The following is a 17232-nucleotide window of genomic DNA, read 5'->3' on the forward strand; positions in this document are numbered from 1 at the left end:
ACTATCCCTTTGTGCCTCATCCGAGGGTAAGGCCGCTGCCTGTAGATGGCGATGTCTCACTGCGCAGACGAACGACTAAGGAGCCAACCGGGACTTACAAGGAAGTTCAGGCTCAAGAGGGTGTGCCGCCCAGGCACCCGTCACCGGATCACCGGACAGGTGTAGCGGGACCGTGGTAATCCATAGCTGAACTTCGCCGCTATTCGATCATGCTGTACTCCAAGACCCCCTATGGGAACGATTTGGCTTGGAGGGGAATCCTCTGGGCAGGCGCGCTGTCGCAATAGTCGCCACGGAGAAAATTCTCACGCCGATGCCTACTCGGCTCGGATCACAAACCCTGCTGGTCTGCAGGGGGGTGTTCGGCCACGCAGAAGAGGTTCCCCTCCCGATCAGCAAGGGTCGTCCACTGCACGTGCGGAACTTCGTCCAAAACGTCCCACCGGTGGGTGGCACCGAGGCTGAGAAGACGATCGACCTCGGCCTGGCGTGTCCCCCATGGGACGGTCAGGTCCAGGTGGAACGCCTGATGTTCGGGGCGAGGGCCGGTCATGGGCTGGAAGAACATTGCGAACCCTCCGGGGCCAGCAGATGGCAGGTAGACACTGTCACTCCCGGATGATGGAATGGCGCCGGTAACGGATGCCCAAATGGACCCCAGTCCATCAACATCCACGTGCACCAGCGGCCGACAAAGGCGAAGCCTGGACCAGGTTCGCGCAGGGTTTCGACAATGCTGCCGCTGAGGGCCTGTTCCAGGTCACGTTCGGCCGCTTCCTTCGGCGGTCGGAGGAATTCGAGGTTGTATAGGTCCTTGGACCAGTTCGGACTCAGGCACAGGCAAGGCACGGGTGAAGCTCTACGGGGCGCTGCCGCTGCGTTTGAGCGTACGTTTCGTGATGTCGTGCATCCGCACTGCCAGACCAGGGAACCGCATGAACCCCGGCGTCATACTAGACGTCGCTACTGAAAAGTTTCAGCAGCTTCTCAGCAGGCGTTGGGCAAGCATCAAGATAATTATTAAAGGCGCCGATAGCAGCGCGTAGATTAGCGCCGGCTGAGTTCTACGATCTCGGCCAGTTCTGCCAGCCGGTGTGCCCGTGCGGATTCGGCCGGAGTGAAAGGGTTCCCGGGACGGGCGAAGATGATCGGTTGATCCCAGGCCGTGGGGATTTTGAGCCGCGTGCCGTCCGTCGAGCGTCCCCGGCCAGGGGTTTCGGTTTCGGAGACGATTTCAGCGGACAGCAGTTCGGCCACCGCCAGCGGCAGCTCCGAGGGGTTGCCGGCGATCCGCGCGGCGAGGCTCAGCGCACTCGTCTGGCCGTCAGCGAGTGCGATGGGAGTAGTACGCGTGGCGCGGGAGCTGCTTCCGCCGCCTGCAGCAAGGGCGTCGAGCAGGTCCTGCTCGGTGAGCGCGGCCGGGCTGGCCAGGACGAACTCGTCGAGCACCCCGTCGCGCACCGGGTGGACGTGGATGCTGAGGATGTTGATATCCAGGCAGGACAAAGCGTGGGTGATCCGCTCAAGCGCTCCGGGGCGGTCGGCCAGGGTTGTCCGTGTATGCCATAACGCCTGCGCGCTGTGCAGTTTCTTCCTCCGGTGCAGCGCAGGGGCGTGAAGCCATCGGCGTAGCAGCCGCGATGCCGAGGGCTCGGCAACCCAAATCACCAGGACGGTGGCGGTCATGGTGAGGATCAGGACCTTCACCAGATAAGACCAGTCAGTGTGGATGACCACGGCATGGACCAGTAGCTCGATCGGCAGCATGGCCGCCACGTTAGCCAGCGTCAACCGGGTCGGGGGCGGTTCGGGAAGTTGGCCGCAGGAGTCGCAGGACAATTCGCCGTGGAAAGGGTTCAAGGCACCGTGTCTCATGCCTCGATGCTGGCCCTGACCTGTTTCACCCGCGTTGCGCCCACATCAAGAACCGGAAACATATCCGTCACCGCCATGACCTGGAATACAGGCCCGGACTCCACGGCGCTTCCTGCCGGCGACAGATAACCCGGGACCGGTCAATCCCACGGACAACTAATTGGACCGTTCTGTCTGAAACGCCGATAACGGTCATATGACGACGGAAGTCCGGCGAATCGCATCGGGTGGAATTCGACGGATTTTTCGCTTCTTCACTCAGCAACGACAACGGATGAAATGGAAGTGGCGCTGGAGTCAAGAAGTCCGGCTTCAGCGCTTCCTTCTGTTACCAGTTCCGCCCTTTCACGCTGCTTGGACCTGGTCTCGAAACAGCGTCGTAGAGTTGATGGAGACTTAAGACGGGACACTGGGAGACACCTCCGCATGTTCGACCGGGATCTATGGAGAGATGAGGTCATCGTGGTCGTGGACGCCTCCGCCATCAAGATCCGTCGGGCTCGAGCCGCCGATGTCCCCGCCATAGTGGGCCTGCTCGTACAACTGGGTTACACCCCTCAGGAGGACTGGGTTCGAACTTGGGTGAGTACCGCTTCGCCGGACGACCGGTGCCTGGTGGCGGAGTTCGGGTCTCAAGTGGTCGGTCTGGCGCACGTCCACCGGGTGCCGTTCCTGACCGAGAGCACTTACAAGGCCAGACTCACTGCCTTGGTGGTCGACGAGGCCGAACGTTCCCGTGGTGTTGGTGCGGTGCTCCTGAAAGCGGCGGAGCAAGTGACCCGGGATATGGGAGCCTCGGTGTTGGAGCTTTCGACATCAAACCGACGTCAGCGAGCCCACCGGTTCTATGACCGCCACGGCTACACCCAGCCTTCGCGGCATTACCGCAAGGCAGTAGTGCCCAGTAGCGGCTGGGCCCCCGAAAGCGCGTCGGCGAAGCGTACGGGATTACCTGTCAGGGATGATTCGTAGACTGCCAGCAGGATCCGCAGGGCCTTGGTGGCGTCCTGGCCGGTGATGGCGGGTTCATTGCCGTCCCTGAGGGCCTGGACGAAGTCGCGGACCTGGGTGGTGTGGTGCGGGATGAGCTGGCCGTTGATGGTGGCCAGATCGACGTTCGGGTCAACCCCTTTGGGGTGGACGGGCTCGGTGCTGAGGGTTTCGGACACGGCCCACAGGTCCACGCGTCCGTCGCTGCCTTCAGGGAACTCGGTCAGTGAGGCTGAGGCGCCTGTTTCCCCTGTGACGCGGATTTGCACGCCGAGGCTGGGGGACACCGCCGTCGATGCTTCCAGGGTGGCCATGGCGCCGGAGGTGAACGTGATGACGGCCGTCGCTGAGTCTTCCACTTCGATGTGCTCGCCGTGTTTGTAGGTGTTGATTTTTCCGTAGACCTCGGCGACATCTCCCATGAACCACTGGAGCAGGTCGATGTAGTGGATGGCCTGGGTCATCAGGACCCCGCCGCCGTCGTTGGCCCAGGTCCCGCGCCAGGCATCCCGGGAGTAGTACTCCGGGTCACGGTGAAGCATCACCGAGCACTGGCCCATAATGGGCCGGCCAAGAATACCGTTGTCGATGGCGGCGCGGATGCGTTGCGCTGCCGGCCAGAAGCGGCGTTGGAAGAGCACGCCCAGCTTCACGCCGGCGTCATCACACGCACTGACCATGCGTTCAGCTGACGCCAGTTCGACGGCGATTGGCTTCTCGCAGAGGACGTGGACGCCGGCCGCGGCAGCCTGAAGAACTACGGCTTCGTGCGTGGGATGAGGAGTGCAGACGGACACGATGTCCAGGTCCAGGGCCAGGAGCTCTGCCGCGGTATCGACGGCGACAGGAATCCCCCATGCCCCGGCGGTGGCCCGGGCCCGGTCTATATCGATATCGCAGACCCCCACGATCTCCACGTCGTCGATGGCGCGGAACGCTTCCAGGTGGTTACGGGAAATAGCTCCGCATCCTGCTATTCCGACGCGGAGGCTAGGAGGGGTTGCAGGTGCTGAGGTGGTCACGGGGCCGCCACTTTCTGAGAGGAGGTATGGGAAGCTGCGGAGCGACGCGTTTGCCGGCGTCCGCATGTCTGTCGGTGAAGCCGCTTCCGCGGGGGCAGGAGGTTCTTTGAGTGGGCTGCTGTTATCGTCCGCATGCTGTGAGGCCTTTGAGCAGGGCCTCGGCGTGGGCCTTGTCGCCCGTTTTGGCCCGGCCCAGGCTTGGCACCTCGGCGCTGAGCGGCAGGTCCGCGGGCAGTGCCTCTACCAGCTTGGCCAGGCCGAACCTGCCGGTTCCCGGGATCATGCGTGAGCTGCGGGATTCTTCGATGAGTCCCTCCCGGTCGGCGGGGTGTTCGGCCGGGCCGTCGCATAGCTGCAGCATGGGGGCAGTGCCGATGTATTCGGCTACTTCGGCGTCCGTGCCGCCGAAGCGGCGTATGTGCAGGGCGTCGGGCAGCCAGAGACACCCGGCCTGGGCGGCGATGGCGGCGGCCTCAGGGATTGAGTGCACGGCTTGGTAGGAAATGGGCTCGAGCGTGGGCGTCACGCCGTATTGCCTGCCGTCGTCGGTAAGTGCTGCCAGCGTGTCGGCAAGCCGGGCGCGGTCGGGATCCACGGCGGTTACGGTCAGGGTGCCTGCGCCGAGTTCCCCGCCGGCTTCCAGCATGGGCAGCCATGTTTCAGGACCTGCCGCCCCGTCCAGGGCGAGGAATTCAATGTCGACCACGGGTAGCCCGGTCCCGGCCAGGACAGCTTTAACCTCTTTCAGCCGTGCGGAGCCTGGCAACAGGTTGAAGTCCGGCTCCGAGGCGGTCACGGGTTTGACGCGTAGGCCCACGAAATCGAAGCCGGTGTCCGCGGCGATCCGCACAAACTCGGCCGGTTCGGTGCCGAGCAGGGACAGCGGCGCCAGCCCGAGTAACCGGCGGCTCACTGGTCGCTGCCCTGGTAGTTCATGCCCGGCGCCGGCGTGCCGTCGTCCTCGTAGGCGGTGGCCCCGGCGAGGTCCCGCCCGGCGACGTACCCGAAGGTCATGGCCGGTCCAAGGTTCACCCCGCCGGCCGGGTAGCTTCCGCCCATGATGTTGAGCTGATCGTTGCCGGTTGCATAGAGGCCCTGGATTACGCTGCCGTCCCGGCGCAGTACACGGGCCTTGGGGTCCACGGCAATGCCGGCGAACGTGCCGAAGGAGCCGGGCAGGATCTTCACCGCATAGTAGGGGCCCTTTCCGAGCGGGGCGAGGGTAGGGTTGGGCTTCACCTCGGGGTCTCCCCCGTAGCGGTTGAAGGGCGTCTCTCCGCGCCCGAAGTCGGGGTCCATGCCGCGTTCGGCATTGGCGTTGAACTCCTGGACCGTACTGGCCAGCTGCTGCGGGTCAATCCCGCATTTGAGTGCCAGCTCCTCGATCGTGTCCGCTTTGATCAGGTACTTGAGCACCTGGGTGTAGGGGAAGACGGGCAGCGGGCGGGGCTTGGCGAAGCCGAGCATGTAGGTGCGCAGTGCGCGCTTGCCCGAGATCAGCCACGATTCGACGGGCTGGTCTTCGGGGACGGCTTTCATCATGCCGTCGACGTAGTCCCAATAGCCGTTGGCCTCGTTGACGAAGCGCTTGCCGTCACGCAGCACGCCGATCACCCCGGGCTTGGCGCGGTCCGCGATGTGCGGGAACACCCCGGTGTGCCCGCCGGGGAAGTTTACGAGGGAGACCGGGCACCAGGCGGCGGCGGAGGTGACGTCCGTATCTATCCAGCCCCCGGCGGTCTCGGCCAGGGCAGCGCCGGCGCCGTCGCAGGTGTCCGGGGCCAGCGTCCAGTGCTCCCGGCCGGTGGGTGTGCGCTCAAAGGTCTGCCGGCGGCGTTCGATGTTCGCGGGGTAGCCTCCGGTGGCCAGGACGACGCCCTTGCGGGCGTTCACCCGCACCCGGCCTGCGGGCGTACTTACCCAGGCGCCGGTCACCGCGCCGGTGCCGTCGAAGGTCAGCTCCTCCACGGAGGTGCTGACCTCGATCCGCACGCCGAGGTTATCGGCGGACTGCAGGAGCCGGGCGGTGAGGGCCACACCGTTGACCATCTGCATGTTGCGGCGGTGCACGGCCAGATCGAACAAGTGGGTGAGTACGCGTCGGGCGGCGTGAAGGAAACTGGAGGGCTTCCGCAGGGCAGTGAGGAACTTGGAGAGGTCTTCACCGGCCATGATGCCCATGCCCATGAAGGAGGTCATGTAAAACTGGTGGGCCAGTTTCCGCCGCAACTCCGGCTTGAGTTCGGTGCCGTAGAAGGGTGCCGGGGCCACCGACCGGTGTCCGGTGCCAGCGCCGGGGAGCTTTCCGTAGATGTCGTTGACGTGGGCTCCGGGGGCGAAGCGCAGCGCGGTCTTTTCGTGGAAGAAGCCGACCATGTGCGGGACGGCTTCCAGGAACGCCTCGATCCGCCCGTCGTCGTAGTGCTCGGGATCAATGACGTGCCGGAGGTAAGTGCGGAAGACCTCGCGCGGCTCGTCGACCCCGGCGGCCTTGGCCAGCGGATTGCCTGGGGTCCACATCCAGCCACCGGATCGCGCGGTAGCCCCGCCGCATGTGGGCGCGCGCTCGGCAACGAAGACGTCCAGTCCGTGGTAGGCCGCCGCGACTGCCGCGGACAGCCCGCCGGCGCCGCCGCCGGCCACGAGGACGTCAACGTCCCAGATGGGAAATTTTTCGGGTGTGGGGGTGTTGGGTGTCATCAAGCTCTTTCAGGCTTATGCCGGCACGATGTCAGGCTGTATGGGGCTGGAATATTCCCCGCAGGGCGTATCTGCTGTGGGGAAGGGATGGGAGGGGCACGGTGTTCAGCGACCCCGCCCATCCGAATTGGTGTTAGCGGACCGGGTTGCCCAGTTCATGCAGCGGGGTCTTGCTGGTCTCGCGGGCCCAGAGCGCACCTGCCACGGCGAGCACGGAGGACGCCGCCACGATCCAGGCGGCCGGACCCCAGTTGGCCTTGTCCGCGCCCACCAGGGCCGTCCCGAGGAGCGGCGTGAAACCCGCGCAGAGGATGCCTACCTGAAGCCCGATGGCCATGCCGGTGTAGCGGACCTTGACGTTGAAGAGCTCGGAGAACCAGGCCGGGTAGATCGCGTTGGACATCGAGTAGGTGCCCGCCGTGATCAGCGTGCTGGCGAGGAAGATCATGGGGACGTTGCCCGTGGAGATGACCGAGAAGTACACGAAGATCATCACGCCGGAGCCCAGGACGCCGGTGATGAAGACGGGGCGCCGGCCGAATTTATCAGACAGCCGAGCCATCAGCGGCTGGGAGAAGACCGCGATGATGTTGCCGGTGATGCTGACCCAGAGCATCGTTGAGGCGGGAACTCCCACCGAGACGGCGTAGGCAAGGCCGAATGCCTGCATGAAAGTGTTGGTCACCGTCTCGAAGGACATCAGGGCCACCTGGAAGAACTGGGCGGGGTGCGTCTTGAACATCTTCGTGAACGGCAGTTTCACGAGTTCGCCGTGGTCGTGCTTTTCCTCAAACACTTCCGGCTCGTCGAGCGAACGGCGGACCAGGTAGGCAACGATCAGCACAACCAGGGAGAGCCAGAACGGAATGCGCCAGCCCCAGGCAAGCCGGTCGGCTTCGCTCATTGCGGCCACCGGCAGGAACGCGAGGGAGGCCAGGACGATGCCTGCGGAGATACCGCTCATGGCAAAGCTTGCGAAGAAGCCGCGCCGGCCCTCCGGCGCTTCCTCCGTCGACAGGGCCGAGGCGCCGGCCGTTTCCGCGCCGGCGGAGAGCCCCTGCATCAGTCGCAGCAGCACCAGCAGAACGGGTGCCCAGTAGCCGACGGTGGTGAAATCCGGCAGCACGCCGATGAGGAAGGTGGCGGATCCCATCAGGACCAGGGTCAGGACCAGGGTGTTTTTCCGGCCGATCTTATCGCCCAGATGGCCGAACACCACTGCACCGAAGGGGCGGGCGACGTACGCGACGCCGAACGTGGCGAAGGAGGCGATGAGGCCTACGGTCGGATCCCCTGCCGGGAAGAAAATCTGGGAAAAGACCAGCGACGCGGCGGTGGCGTAGATGAAGAAGTCGTAATACTCAAGGGCGCCTCCAAGGAAGGCTGCGAGGGCAGCCTTCTTGGCGCGCTTGAGTTTACGTTCGGTTTCGGCCGGGCTCACGGCCTCGGCGGAACCTTTCGGCAACTGGGTGGTCATGGAGCGTTCTCCTGTTGGATTGGGCCTGTAAATCGTCGTTCCGCCGGTGGCGGGAGGTCTTTTTCCTGGTTGGCGGATCATCAGGTTCTCTGCAGCTCTGCCGCCCGATAGGAAAGCTTTCGCAATCAATTCCAACTATTGGCAATGATTGCTGTATATTGGATTACAAGCATGGCTCAGATCACAGTTGGCGTCAAGACAGGGGTGGCATGGTGGTGGAAAAATCCGGAACCGCGGGCAAGGCGCTGGGAGTGCTTGTCCTGCTTGGTGAGTATCCGGCTGGGGCAACGGCAGGGCAGATTGCACAGGCCACCGGCTACCCCTTCAGTACCGCGTACAGGTTGCTGAACACCCTGGTCGATGCCGACTTCGCCACGTACGACCCGGCGGAAAAGCGCTTCCGGCTGGGATTGCGTGTCTACCAGCTGGGACAGAAGGTCGCCCACCACCGCGGTTTCGAGGGCGCTGCGGCGTCGGTCCTCCAGCGACTGACCGAAAGCACCGGGGAAAGTTCGATCCTGCATGTACTTGACGGAGACCAGAGCCTTACCATCCATAAGGTCGACGGACCCCAGTACCGCACCACCACCGACCCCGGCGACCGGGTGCCGCTGCACACCAGCGCCTCGGGCAAAGTCCTGCTTGCCTTCGCCGATCCGGCCACGCGCAGTCACCTGCTGGACACCATTGACCTGACGCCGCGCACCGAGCACTCGGTCACCGACCGCGACGAACTCCGCCGGCAGGTAGAGCAGGTCCGTGCTCAAGGCTGGGCCGGGCAGTCGGAGGAGAACGACATCGGGATGGCGGCCGTCGCCCTCCCTGTTTTGCCGCCATCGGGTCGATTAATTGGGACCATCACCCTGGCCGGTCCCGTCTTCCGCACCAAACTCGAGGACCTGCGGAGCCACCTGCCCGACCTGCGGAAAGCCGCCGCCGAGCTGGCCCTGGAACTGCCCCAGCGCCCATGAACGCGAAAACGTCCTGCTCCATCAGGTGCCTGCCCCCAGAGCTGACAGCCTCAGCACCGTTTCCGCCCAGTTGTTTCCAAGGAGTCCTATGAGCACCGCGTCCGAGTCCTACCTGGTGGGTCTGATCGGCGATGGCATCACCGCCAGCCTCAGCCCCGTAATGCACGAGACCGAGGCCCGCCACCATGGCCTGCACTACCTCTACCGACCCATCGATCTTGAGGCCATCGGCCGTCCGGCCAAAGACGTGGGTGCGCTGCTCCGGGCCGGGCGGGACCTTGGCTTCAACGCGTTCAACATCACCCACCCGTGCAAGCAACTGGTCCTGGAGCATCTGGACGAGATCTCCCCCCAAGCCCTGGCACTGAACGCAGTGAACACCGTGATCATCCGGGACGGGAAGTTCATCGGCCACAACACGGACCAGTCCGGTTTCGCCTCAGGCTTGGCCGCGGTACTGCCCGACGTGCCCAAGGACAGCGTGGTGCAGGTCGGTACCGGTGGCGCCGGTTCCGCGGTCGCCGCTGCGCTGCTCTCCGGCGGCACCCGGATCCTGCATCTGTTCGATGTGGACTCCGCCCGCGCCGCCGAACGCGCCGCCGCCCTGGGACGGTTGTTTCCCGACCAGCAAGTGCGACCAGCCACCAGGGACAGCCTGCCCGCGCTGGTCCGCGCCGCCGACGGGGTGGTCAACGCCACCCCCGTGGGCATGCGCCACCACCCCGGCACACCCCTCGATACCGAGCTGCTCAACGGTACCCAGTGGGTGGCTGACGTCATCTATCTGCCGGTCGACACCGAACTCGTCGTCGCCGCCCGGGCCAAGGGCTGCCGGGTCCTCGACGGCGGCCACATGGCCGTAGGCCAGGCGGTAGACGCGCTGCGCCTCATCACCGGCGTGGAGCCCGACGCCCGCCGAATGCGCGCACACTTCCTCGAAATGCTGCACACCAGGCAGGCCTGAATTACTGGTGGCCCGACCAACAGGGACGAGAAATTAGGCTCCGTCTCACCGGCAGGGCCCGATTGCCGTTCATCGTAGGACCGGGTCAGCCACGCATAACCTGGGTGATCAGGCATCAAGTGAAGCGGCGAGCAGGAGGAATTTGAGCAGATTCCGCCCGGCAGTCGAAGTACGCGTCGGGCTTGGTCCCGGGCGCCCGGAAAACCCCTGCGGCGAAGGGCTGGCCGGCCCTGCGACCGGTGGCCCAATCTGGCGGCACGTAGCTGTGCTCGTTCTGATGGAGCCTCCGTTTCAGGATTTCTTCTTCGGCCGCCGCTTCTGCAGTTTCGGGACCTCGAGTTCAGGTACCGCGCGCAGCATGAAGCGGTCGAAGTGGGGAACGGTAAATCCGGCGTAGCCATGCGACGGTGTGTACAGCAGCCCCATGGCAATAAGCTCGGAACGGGTCGGCGCCAGCTGCGTCGACTCACGGCCCATCACCGCTGCCACATCCGCGGCTTTCTGCGACTCAGGCCCCAACTCGGCCATCGCCCGCATATAGGCAATCTGCAGCTGCGTCGCCCGGTCCAAACGGACCCGAAAGAACGACTCGTCCAGCTTCGCCTCGTACGCGTCCTTGGCATCCTCCACATCACCGAGCGTGATCACCTGATCATCGGCCACCATCCAGACCTGGTAACCCAGCTCCTGAATGAAGTAGGGATAACCCTCGGTCAGCTTAAAAGCCCGTTCGAGCGCATCCCGCTCGAACCGCGCCCCCTCAGCCAGTGCCGGCTCGGCCAGCGCCCTCGCCGCGTCTTCCTCATCGAGGGAACCGATGCGCGGAAACTTGAAAAGCCTTTCCGCATAGGATTTGGCGTCACCGGCCAGTTCGGCGATCTGCGGAAGTCCGGCACCGACGAAAGTCACCGGAAGTTTCCGCTGCACGGTCTTGTGGATCGCCTGGATGATGGCTTCCAACTGGAAACGGCTCAAGAACTGGACCTCATCGAAAAGCAGCACCAAACCGGTTCCGTGGTCCGCCGCTGCCTCACCAATAGCAACCAGAACATCTGTGAGGTCCAGCGTCAGGTCCCCATGGTCAGCCAGTCCTTCGGCAGGTTCGACGTCCAGGGAAAGGGTGGGAGCACCGGTCGTCGGGTCAACCGTGAGACTGAATGACTGCAGGACCCGCGCAGCATTCTTGGCCCGCTCGCCCCACCTCGCCCTCGGGGACACCTGGAACAGCGACGCCCTGAGCTTGGAGTACAAAGTCTGCCGGAAATGGTTGTCATCGTGCTTGCTGGCTTCCAGCTCAAGGACTTTCCATTTGAAATCGTCCGCGATCTGCCGGAACTCACCGAGCAGAACGGTTTTCCCAACACCCCGCAATCCCGTGACAATCATCGACTGGTCGGTTCGGCCACGGGCCAGCCGGCGGAGAAGGGTCTCGAACTCCTTGAGGAGCTCATCACGGCCGACAACCAGTTCCGGGGTGGCTCCGGCGTTCGGAGTGTAGGGGTTAAGCACCTGATCCATGCAGACACTTTACTCGCTTTACGTAACTTTATTTGAATCTTATAAAGTTCCCTAAAATAACTAAAGCCTCAGTTGCAGCTTTTCGTCTCGCCGCGAAGGACGGTCCGAACGACATGGCCGTCGCGTAGCACGGCCACCTTGCATATCACTCAAACGCCGATAGCAGCGCATATGACGCAAACCTGCTGTGGAAGCCTTCCTTCCATTTGGTTTTGAGGCGCAGCAGAAGAGCATCGTAGGCGCTGAGCGAGCTTTACCGGTGGGCCGGGCGGAACAACTGTTCCGCCCGGCAGTTGTTGTCAGTTCGCGGCCGTGAAGCGTTGGTTACTGTGGCGCGCGGATTCGATTTCATTCAGTGCGGCCACGGCGAAGTCCTGCGTGGAGACCGCCAGTCTAGCCGAGCCCATATCCAGAAAACGCAGCACGCTTGCGCCCCCTCTCCCTCTCGATAAGGTTGGATAATCACTCGAGAAAAGAGATCAAGGCGAACGTCCGTCATCCAACCGCCGGCTTAGCCGGCGGGATAAGGTCATTCGCCGATAACGGCGCTTACGACATCGGCTGGACCGAAGCGTCGCGCTCCTTCAGCGTTTAGCTAGAGCTTATTGAACTTCCCTCCCCACGGGCGTGCGTCGCCCCCGTAAGCCGGCATGGGCAACAGAGCATGTTATGCGTTTCAGCAACCTCTACCTCTACTGCCTCTGGGGGTCCGTGCAGGTCAGCGGAGACCTGCTTCTTGGCCAGTGCAGGTCATGCTTGAGGCCGAGGTCTGTGGACGATGGGTACGGAATTCACGGTAAGGGGTGCTGTTGAATTAGTGCATCTAACGCGACGCCGGGGTTCTTCCGATAGCGACATCGATGCAGGTGTGTGCGAACCCGGGCTTGGCTATCGCTGACATAACAGTCGGGTCGAGCACTGCCTCAAACGCGAGCCCGTCCAAGGCGCCAACAAGTGAAAGAGTGGCGGTCTCGAGGTTCAGGGTGGAGTCGATCAGGCCCTGTTCCTGTGCAGCTGTCAGGGCTGAACTGACCACGTTGCGCCAGCGGGCAAGGAATCCGGCGATCTCGGCCCGCGCTGTTTCTTCGGTCGCGCCTTCGGCGTAGAAAAACAGGAAGATCCTGGTCAGCGCGAGGCGGCGTTCGTCCAGGGGCAGGAAGCTTTCCACCAGCCGGTGCAGCTTTTCCATGGCTTCCAGGTTCTGCTCGTCCAGGTCGTTGTAGACCTTGCCTTGGATTTCTCCGGCCCGCCGGAGTGTGGCGAGCAAGAGGTCATGCCGGGATTTGAAGTAGTGGTTGATGACGCCGATGGTCCAGCCGCTCTTCTTTGCAACACCGCGGGTTGTAACGGCGGACACACCTTCGCTGGCGACCAGGGCCAAGGCGGCATCGGCGAGGTCCTGCCGTCGTTTGCTGTGGTCGACAATCTTCGGCATGGTTTGGCTTCTCCCCTGGCTGATGCGGCGTATCGTGCCGTGTTTCAGGATAGCCGGACCCGGCCGACTCACCCTCGCCGCTGGTGCGGGCCAGGCGGAACGTCCGCCTGGCCTGCACGTCGAGCCTAGTTGGCGTAGTCCGGTGCGATGCGGTCAAGCATCCGGAGCAGGGCTGCCCAGGCAAGGTCGTAGGCCCCTTCGTCGGTGTAGTCGTCTGCGGTGTCGCCGGCGAACTGCTGGGCGGTGCGTTCGGAGACTTCGGGGTCCGGCAGACGCAACGCGCCGGAGGACAGCGCCGCGACCTGGATGTCGCAGGACTTCTCCAGGTAGAACATCCGCATAAACGCCTCGGCCGGGGATGTCCCGACGGTCAGGAGTCCGTGATTGCGCAGGATCAGGGCGGGATGGGTTCCAAGGTCAGCGACCAGCCGCTCGCGTTCGTCCAGGTTGAGCGCGATTCCTTCGTAGTCGTGGTAGCCGACACGGTTGTGGAATTCCAGTGATATCTGGTTGACCGGCAGCAGCCCGTGTTCCTGTGCAGCCACTGCACAGCCGGCCCTGGTGTGGGTGTGCAGGACGCAGTGGGCATCCTCCCGTGCCGCGTGGATGGCGCCGTGGATGACGAACCCGGCCGGGTTCACCTGGTACTCCGAGGGTTCCACCAGATTGCCGTCCAAACCAATCTTGACCAGGGAAGAGGCGGTGATCTCGTCGAACATCAGACCGTAGGGGTTGATCAGGAAATGGTGCTCCGGGCCAGGGATGCGCACGGAAACGTGGGTGAAGATCAGGTCCGTCATCCTGAAGTGCGCCAGGAGCCGGTACACGGCCGCAAGCTCACGCCGGAGTTCAGCCTCGGTCTTCACTGCCGCGACATCTTCACTGAGGGAAAGTGCGTTCATTGGGATTTTCCTCCTGGGTGTTTTAGGGGTTGACGTTATTTATATCAAGTGATTTATTTAGATGCAAGAGCGATCCCGATCACAAGCCGGGGTGTGCTCCACCAAGCCGGGCGCCTCCGCGAAGCACAAGTTCGCGGCTGCAACGCTGGAAGAGGCGCAGGTTGTGCCCTCAGCCTGCGCGAAACCCAGCAGCACGCCTTGCCTCTTTAACACTTCGTGTCCCCAATTCTGAAAGCAGGAGTCCCATGGACGGACAACTAATCAACGCCTGCATCGTGATCGCCTACCTGGTCTCGATGCTCGCCTTCGGCTGGTGGGGTAAATCCCGCACCAAAAACAACAGCGACTACCTCGTCGCAGGCCGCCGGCTCGGCGGCCTGCTCTACACCGGCACCATGGCAGCCGTCGTCCTGGGCGGGGCCTCCACCGTCGGCGGCGTAGGGCTCGGCTACAAATTCGGGATCTCCGGCATGTGGCTGGTTGTCGCGATCGGCGCCGGAGTGCTGGCCCTGAGCCTGCTCTTCGCCCCGACCCTGCAACGCCTGAAGATCTACACCGTCGCCCAAATGCTCACCCTCCGCTACGGCGTCAGCGCCACCAAGGCCTCAGGCATCGTCATGCTCGCTTACACGCTGATGCTCTGCGCCACCTCCACCGGCGCGTATGCCACCATCCTGGTGGTCCTGTTCGGCTGGGAACGTTGGCTGGCCATCACCGTCGGCGGGGCCATCGTGCTGATCTACTCCACCATCGGCGGTATGTGGTCCATCACCTTGGCAGACATGGCACAGTTCGTTATCAAAACCATCGGCGTGTTCGTGTTCATGTTGCCTTTCACCTGGAATCAGGCCGGCGGACTGGACGGGCTGACGGCCCGCCTCGATGCGTCGTTCTTCGACCTCAAAGGTATCGGCGTCCAGACGATCATCACCTACTTCGTCGTCTACACCCTGGGCTTGCTCATCGGGCAGGACATCTGGCAGCGCGTCTTCACCGCCAAGACCCCCAAGGTCGCCCGATGGGGTGGAGTTACCGCCGGTATCTACTGTCTCCTCTACGGCGTCGCCGGGTCCCTCATCGGCATGGCTGCCTCGGTGATCCTGCCAAACATCGCGGTCAAGGACGATGTCTACGCAGACGTTGCCCTGTCCATCCTGCCCATCGGCATCGGCGGCATCGTCCTGGCTGCGGCAGTCGCCGCCATGATGTCCACCGCATCCGGGACCCTGATCGCCGCAGCCACCGTCGCCAAAGCCGACGTCGTACCCTTCATCCGCAGCTGGTTCGGGGCCGGGAATCATCACGACCACACCGAGAACCCCGAGCACGACGTCCAAGGCAGCCGGTGGTACGTCCTCGGCCTGGGACTCGCGGCCACCGTCCTGGCCATCGTCGTCCATGACGTCGTCGCAGCCCTAACAATCGCCTACGACATCCTCGTCGGCGGCCTGCTGATCCCCATCATCGGAGGACTCATCTGGAAACGCGGCACCGGGCTGGGCGCTGCGGCGGCCATGGCCGGCGGCACAATCGTGACCCTCACTACGATGACCATCCTGGAAATCAATGCCAAGGTCCAATACGACGGCATTTACGCCAACGAACCGATCTACTACGGACTAATCGCCGCGCTTATCGCTTACGTCGCCGTCTCCCTCGCCAGCCAACGCACCGACCCGAAGACCATGGCCGAATGGAACCGCCGCGTGGCAGGCGCGGTCTCCGAGGAAGGGCCCTTGGAAGACGCAGAAAGCGTCTTCACCCGCTAACGGGCGCCAGCACGCCGGGGGTGGCGGGAGGATCCGCCTGCCACCCCTTCGTTTCAAAGACAATTGCGAGCCGCCCAGACGCGCACCAGCCCTGGCGCAGGTCAACAACAAGACACAAGACACAAGACAAGCAATGATCACAAGACTCGACGCAACCTGGGGGAACTCCAACCCGAAGATCGGGCGACAATCGACAACGAGCTCTCCACAGCGGAAGCACAAGCCCGGCGGCGCATGCTCGAAGGCTTGCAGTGCCGGAAAGTCACCCAACACAATTTCACGACATTCACGATGGCCATCCGCCCCAGTGTCCTGTACGGTCAAACACTCATCTGCCGGATTTGACCTCGTTTTCTGAGGTTAGTTGCACGAGTCTCGGCATGTTCCGATTCGTCCCCCGCCCGGCTCTGGGCGAGGACACCGGGGGAGATGCCCGAGTCGGGCCGGCTAGCAAAACTGATGGCACAGCGGGAGGAAGCCACGAGACCGCCCAAAGCCTCTAACAGGACGTGCAAAGGGCCGCCTGCCGCCTAACGTGAAATTTCGTACCGATCCTCCTCGGACCCCTGATTCTTTGGCGAACGCCGATAACGGCGCATACGTCCGATTCCCAGCCGTCACAGTCTTGTTCTGGCAGTGCTGATTGGTCAGAGTTGCGTGCGTTTTGGGTCGGGGATCGCTAGGCAGTGATCCGGACTGTGGCCGTTATTGCGCTTTGCCCAGATGGCTCAGCAGCCAAGCGGCTGTGAGGGCCAGGTGTGCAAGCGAATCGAATTTCGGGTCCTCGTGCCCGGCTCCGCCGATGACACTGAAGGTGGAATCCGCTCCTACCCGGACCAGCGCATCGTGAAGGTAACGCGCCTGTGACTCCGCGACAATCTTGTCGCGGTCACCCGTCGCAATCAGGAATGGCGGTGCCTCAGGATGCACGCGCCCGAGCGGATTCGCCGTCGCTAGATCAACATCTAGGGCATGAAGGTCCGCGCGACCCAGCAGGGTGTGTTCAACCGGGGGCAATCCTACGATCGTTTCCAGCGGCGACCGCGATGAGTTCGCAATCAGGTCGCTCGGCGCGAACCAGGTGACGACCGCCTGGACGGAGTCAGATGGTGCCTCCTGTCGCCCCCGGAACTCATCGTCATCGCCTGTCAGGCCGGCCATGGTCGCAAGGTAACCGCCGGCAGATGCACCCCACACGCCGATCCGGTCGCTGGAAACGGCAAGGCCAGCACCCTCGTTGCGAAGCCAGCGCACGGCAGCCTTGACGTCGACGAGCGGCGACGGGAACACGGCCGGTGCCAGGCTGTAGTTCACAGACGCGACGGCGATACCGAATTCCGCCAGAATCCGTACCCTCTGCGCGTCATCCGCTTTGTCGCCCACGCGGAACCCACCACCGTGCAGGTAGAGAACAACAGGAGGGCGGCCGCAACCAACCGGCAGATAGAGATCCAGGGCGAGCTCTTTTCCGGGGCTGAAGGCCAGATTCTCACGCAGCTCGACTTCATACATGTGGACTAACTCGCTTCCATTAAACAGCTTCGACAGGCAATCGCGGCGGAGCCCCGGCAGAACAGACTACGCTTCCAACTGCTTGAGCCTTGCGAAA

Annotated in this window: 14 protein-coding genes; 4 read left to right on the plus strand and 10 right to left on the minus strand. The window is 63.5% G+C overall.

What is annotated here, in order from left to right:
• Positions 1-331 precede the first annotated feature (331 nt).
• Both AC3A4M_RS14485 and AC3A4M_RS14490 read right to left on the minus strand, forming a co-directional pair.
• Positions 332-682, minus strand: coding sequence for a VOC family protein (locus tag AC3A4M_RS14485; RefSeq protein WP_498736411.1), 351 nt, complete (start codon positions 680-682; stop codon positions 332-334).
• Positions 683-1047: 365 nt separating this feature from the next.
• Complete coding sequence (locus tag AC3A4M_RS14490; protein ID WP_498736412.1) at positions 1048-1875, minus strand: ACT domain-containing protein; 828 nt, start codon at positions 1873-1875, stop codon at positions 1048-1050.
• Between the two features lie 426 nt (positions 1876-2301).
• On the opposite strand from AC3A4M_RS14490, the gene AC3A4M_RS14495 reads away from it, so the two are divergent.
• Positions 2302-2847, plus strand: coding sequence for a GNAT family N-acetyltransferase (locus tag AC3A4M_RS14495; RefSeq protein WP_498736413.1), 546 nt, complete (start codon positions 2302-2304; stop codon positions 2845-2847).
• Here AC3A4M_RS14495 and AC3A4M_RS14500 read toward each other — a convergent pair.
• From AC3A4M_RS14500 to AC3A4M_RS14515, 4 genes are all read right to left on the minus strand, one after another.
• The gene (locus tag AC3A4M_RS14500; protein ID WP_498736414.1) at positions 2757-3887 is read right to left on the minus strand and encodes a Gfo/Idh/MocA family protein; all 1131 of its coding nucleotides are present in this window, start codon (positions 3885-3887) and stop codon (positions 2757-2759) included. The genes AC3A4M_RS14495 and AC3A4M_RS14500 overlap by 91 nt on opposite strands.
• A 121-nt stretch (positions 3888-4008) precedes the next feature.
• Positions 4009-4800: a sugar phosphate isomerase/epimerase family protein gene (locus AC3A4M_RS14505; RefSeq protein WP_498736415.1), complete on the minus strand. Its 792-nt coding sequence runs from the start codon at positions 4798-4800 to the stop codon at positions 4009-4011.
• Complete coding sequence (locus AC3A4M_RS14510; protein WP_498736416.1) at positions 4797-6587, minus strand: FAD-dependent oxidoreductase; 1791 nt, start codon at positions 6585-6587, stop codon at positions 4797-4799. The genes AC3A4M_RS14505 and AC3A4M_RS14510 overlap by 4 nt, the downstream gene beginning before the upstream one ends.
• A 133-nt stretch (positions 6588-6720) precedes the next feature.
• Entirely contained in the window at positions 6721-8064 is a 1344-nt protein-coding gene (locus AC3A4M_RS14515) for an MFS transporter (RefSeq protein ID WP_498736417.1), read from the minus strand.
• 209 nt (positions 8065-8273) lie between these two features.
• On the opposite strand from AC3A4M_RS14515, the gene AC3A4M_RS14520 reads away from it, so the two are divergent.
• Together AC3A4M_RS14520 and AC3A4M_RS14525 are read left to right on the plus strand one after the other, a co-directional pair.
• Positions 8274-9035: an IclR family transcriptional regulator gene (locus tag AC3A4M_RS14520; RefSeq protein ID WP_498736418.1), complete on the plus strand. Its 762-nt coding sequence runs from the start codon at positions 8274-8276 to the stop codon at positions 9033-9035.
• A gap of 88 nt (positions 9036-9123) precedes the next feature.
• Entirely contained in the window at positions 9124-9999 is an 876-nt protein-coding gene (locus AC3A4M_RS14525; RefSeq protein WP_498736419.1) for a shikimate dehydrogenase, read from the plus strand.
• Positions 10000-10290: 291 nt separating this feature from the next.
• Here the strand turns inward: AC3A4M_RS14525 and AC3A4M_RS14530 are convergent, their stop codons facing one another.
• From AC3A4M_RS14530 to AC3A4M_RS14540, 3 genes are all read right to left on the minus strand, one after another.
• Positions 10291-11517 carry an ATP-binding protein gene (locus AC3A4M_RS14530; RefSeq protein ID WP_498736420.1) on the minus strand — a complete coding sequence of 409 codons (1227 nt, stop codon included), beginning with the start codon at positions 11515-11517 and terminating at the stop codon, positions 10291-10293.
• A gap of 823 nt (positions 11518-12340) precedes the next feature.
• Positions 12341-12952: a TetR/AcrR family transcriptional regulator gene (locus AC3A4M_RS14535; protein ID WP_498736421.1), complete on the minus strand. Its 612-nt coding sequence runs from the start codon at positions 12950-12952 to the stop codon at positions 12341-12343.
• Positions 12953-13077: 125 nt separating this feature from the next.
• Entirely contained in the window at positions 13078-13854 is a 777-nt protein-coding gene (locus AC3A4M_RS14540) for a class II aldolase/adducin family protein (protein WP_498736422.1), read from the minus strand.
• Positions 13855-14099: 245 nt separating this feature from the next.
• Between AC3A4M_RS14540 and AC3A4M_RS14545 the strand changes: the two genes are divergently transcribed.
• Positions 14100-15623, plus strand: coding sequence for a sodium:solute symporter family protein (locus tag AC3A4M_RS14545; protein WP_498736423.1), 1524 nt, complete (start codon positions 14100-14102; stop codon positions 15621-15623).
• Positions 15624-16328: 705 nt separating this feature from the next.
• Here the strand turns inward: AC3A4M_RS14545 and AC3A4M_RS14550 are convergent.
• Positions 16329-17135 carry an alpha/beta hydrolase fold domain-containing protein gene (locus tag AC3A4M_RS14550; protein WP_498736424.1) on the minus strand — a complete coding sequence of 269 codons (807 nt, stop codon included), beginning with the start codon at positions 17133-17135 and terminating at the stop codon, positions 16329-16331.
• Positions 17136-17232 lie beyond the last annotated feature (97 nt).

This window comes from Arthrobacter sp. Soil_C_60 (genome assembly GCF_057656375.1).

Bases quoted from the DNA above. Each gene is read 5' to 3' on its own strand.
- AC3A4M_RS14490 (WP_498736412.1), bottom strand. From the start codon at position 1,875: ATGAGACACGGTGCCTTGAACCCTTTCCACGGCGAATTGTCCTGCGAC.
- AC3A4M_RS14495 (WP_498736413.1), top strand. From the start codon at position 2,302: ATGTTCGACCGGGATCTATGGAGAGATGAGGTCATCGTGGTCGTGGAC.
- AC3A4M_RS14510 (WP_498736416.1), bottom strand. From the start codon at position 6,587: ATGACACCCAACACCCCCACACCCGAAAAATTTCCCATCTGGGACGTT.
- AC3A4M_RS14515 (WP_498736417.1), bottom strand. From the start codon at position 8,064: ATGACCACCCAGTTGCCGAAAGGTTCCGCCGAGGCCGTGAGCCCGGCC.
- AC3A4M_RS14520 (WP_498736418.1), top strand. From the start codon at position 8,274: ATGGTGGTGGAAAAATCCGGAACCGCGGGCAAGGCGCTGGGAGTGCTT.
- AC3A4M_RS14525 (WP_498736419.1), top strand. From the start codon at position 9,124: ATGAGCACCGCGTCCGAGTCCTACCTGGTGGGTCTGATCGGCGATGGC.
- AC3A4M_RS14530 (WP_498736420.1), bottom strand. From the start codon at position 11,517: ATGGATCAGGTGCTTAACCCCTACACTCCGAACGCCGGAGCCACCCCG.
- AC3A4M_RS14535 (WP_498736421.1), bottom strand. From the start codon at position 12,952: ATGCCGAAGATTGTCGACCACAGCAAACGACGGCAGGACCTCGCCGAT.
- AC3A4M_RS14540 (WP_498736422.1), bottom strand. From the start codon at position 13,854: ATGAACGCACTTTCCCTCAGTGAAGATGTCGCGGCAGTGAAGACCGAG.
- AC3A4M_RS14545 (WP_498736423.1), top strand. From the start codon at position 14,100: ATGGACGGACAACTAATCAACGCCTGCATCGTGATCGCCTACCTGGTC.
- AC3A4M_RS14550 (WP_498736424.1), bottom strand. From the start codon at position 17,135: ATGTATGAAGTCGAGCTGCGTGAGAATCTGGCCTTCAGCCCCGGAAAA.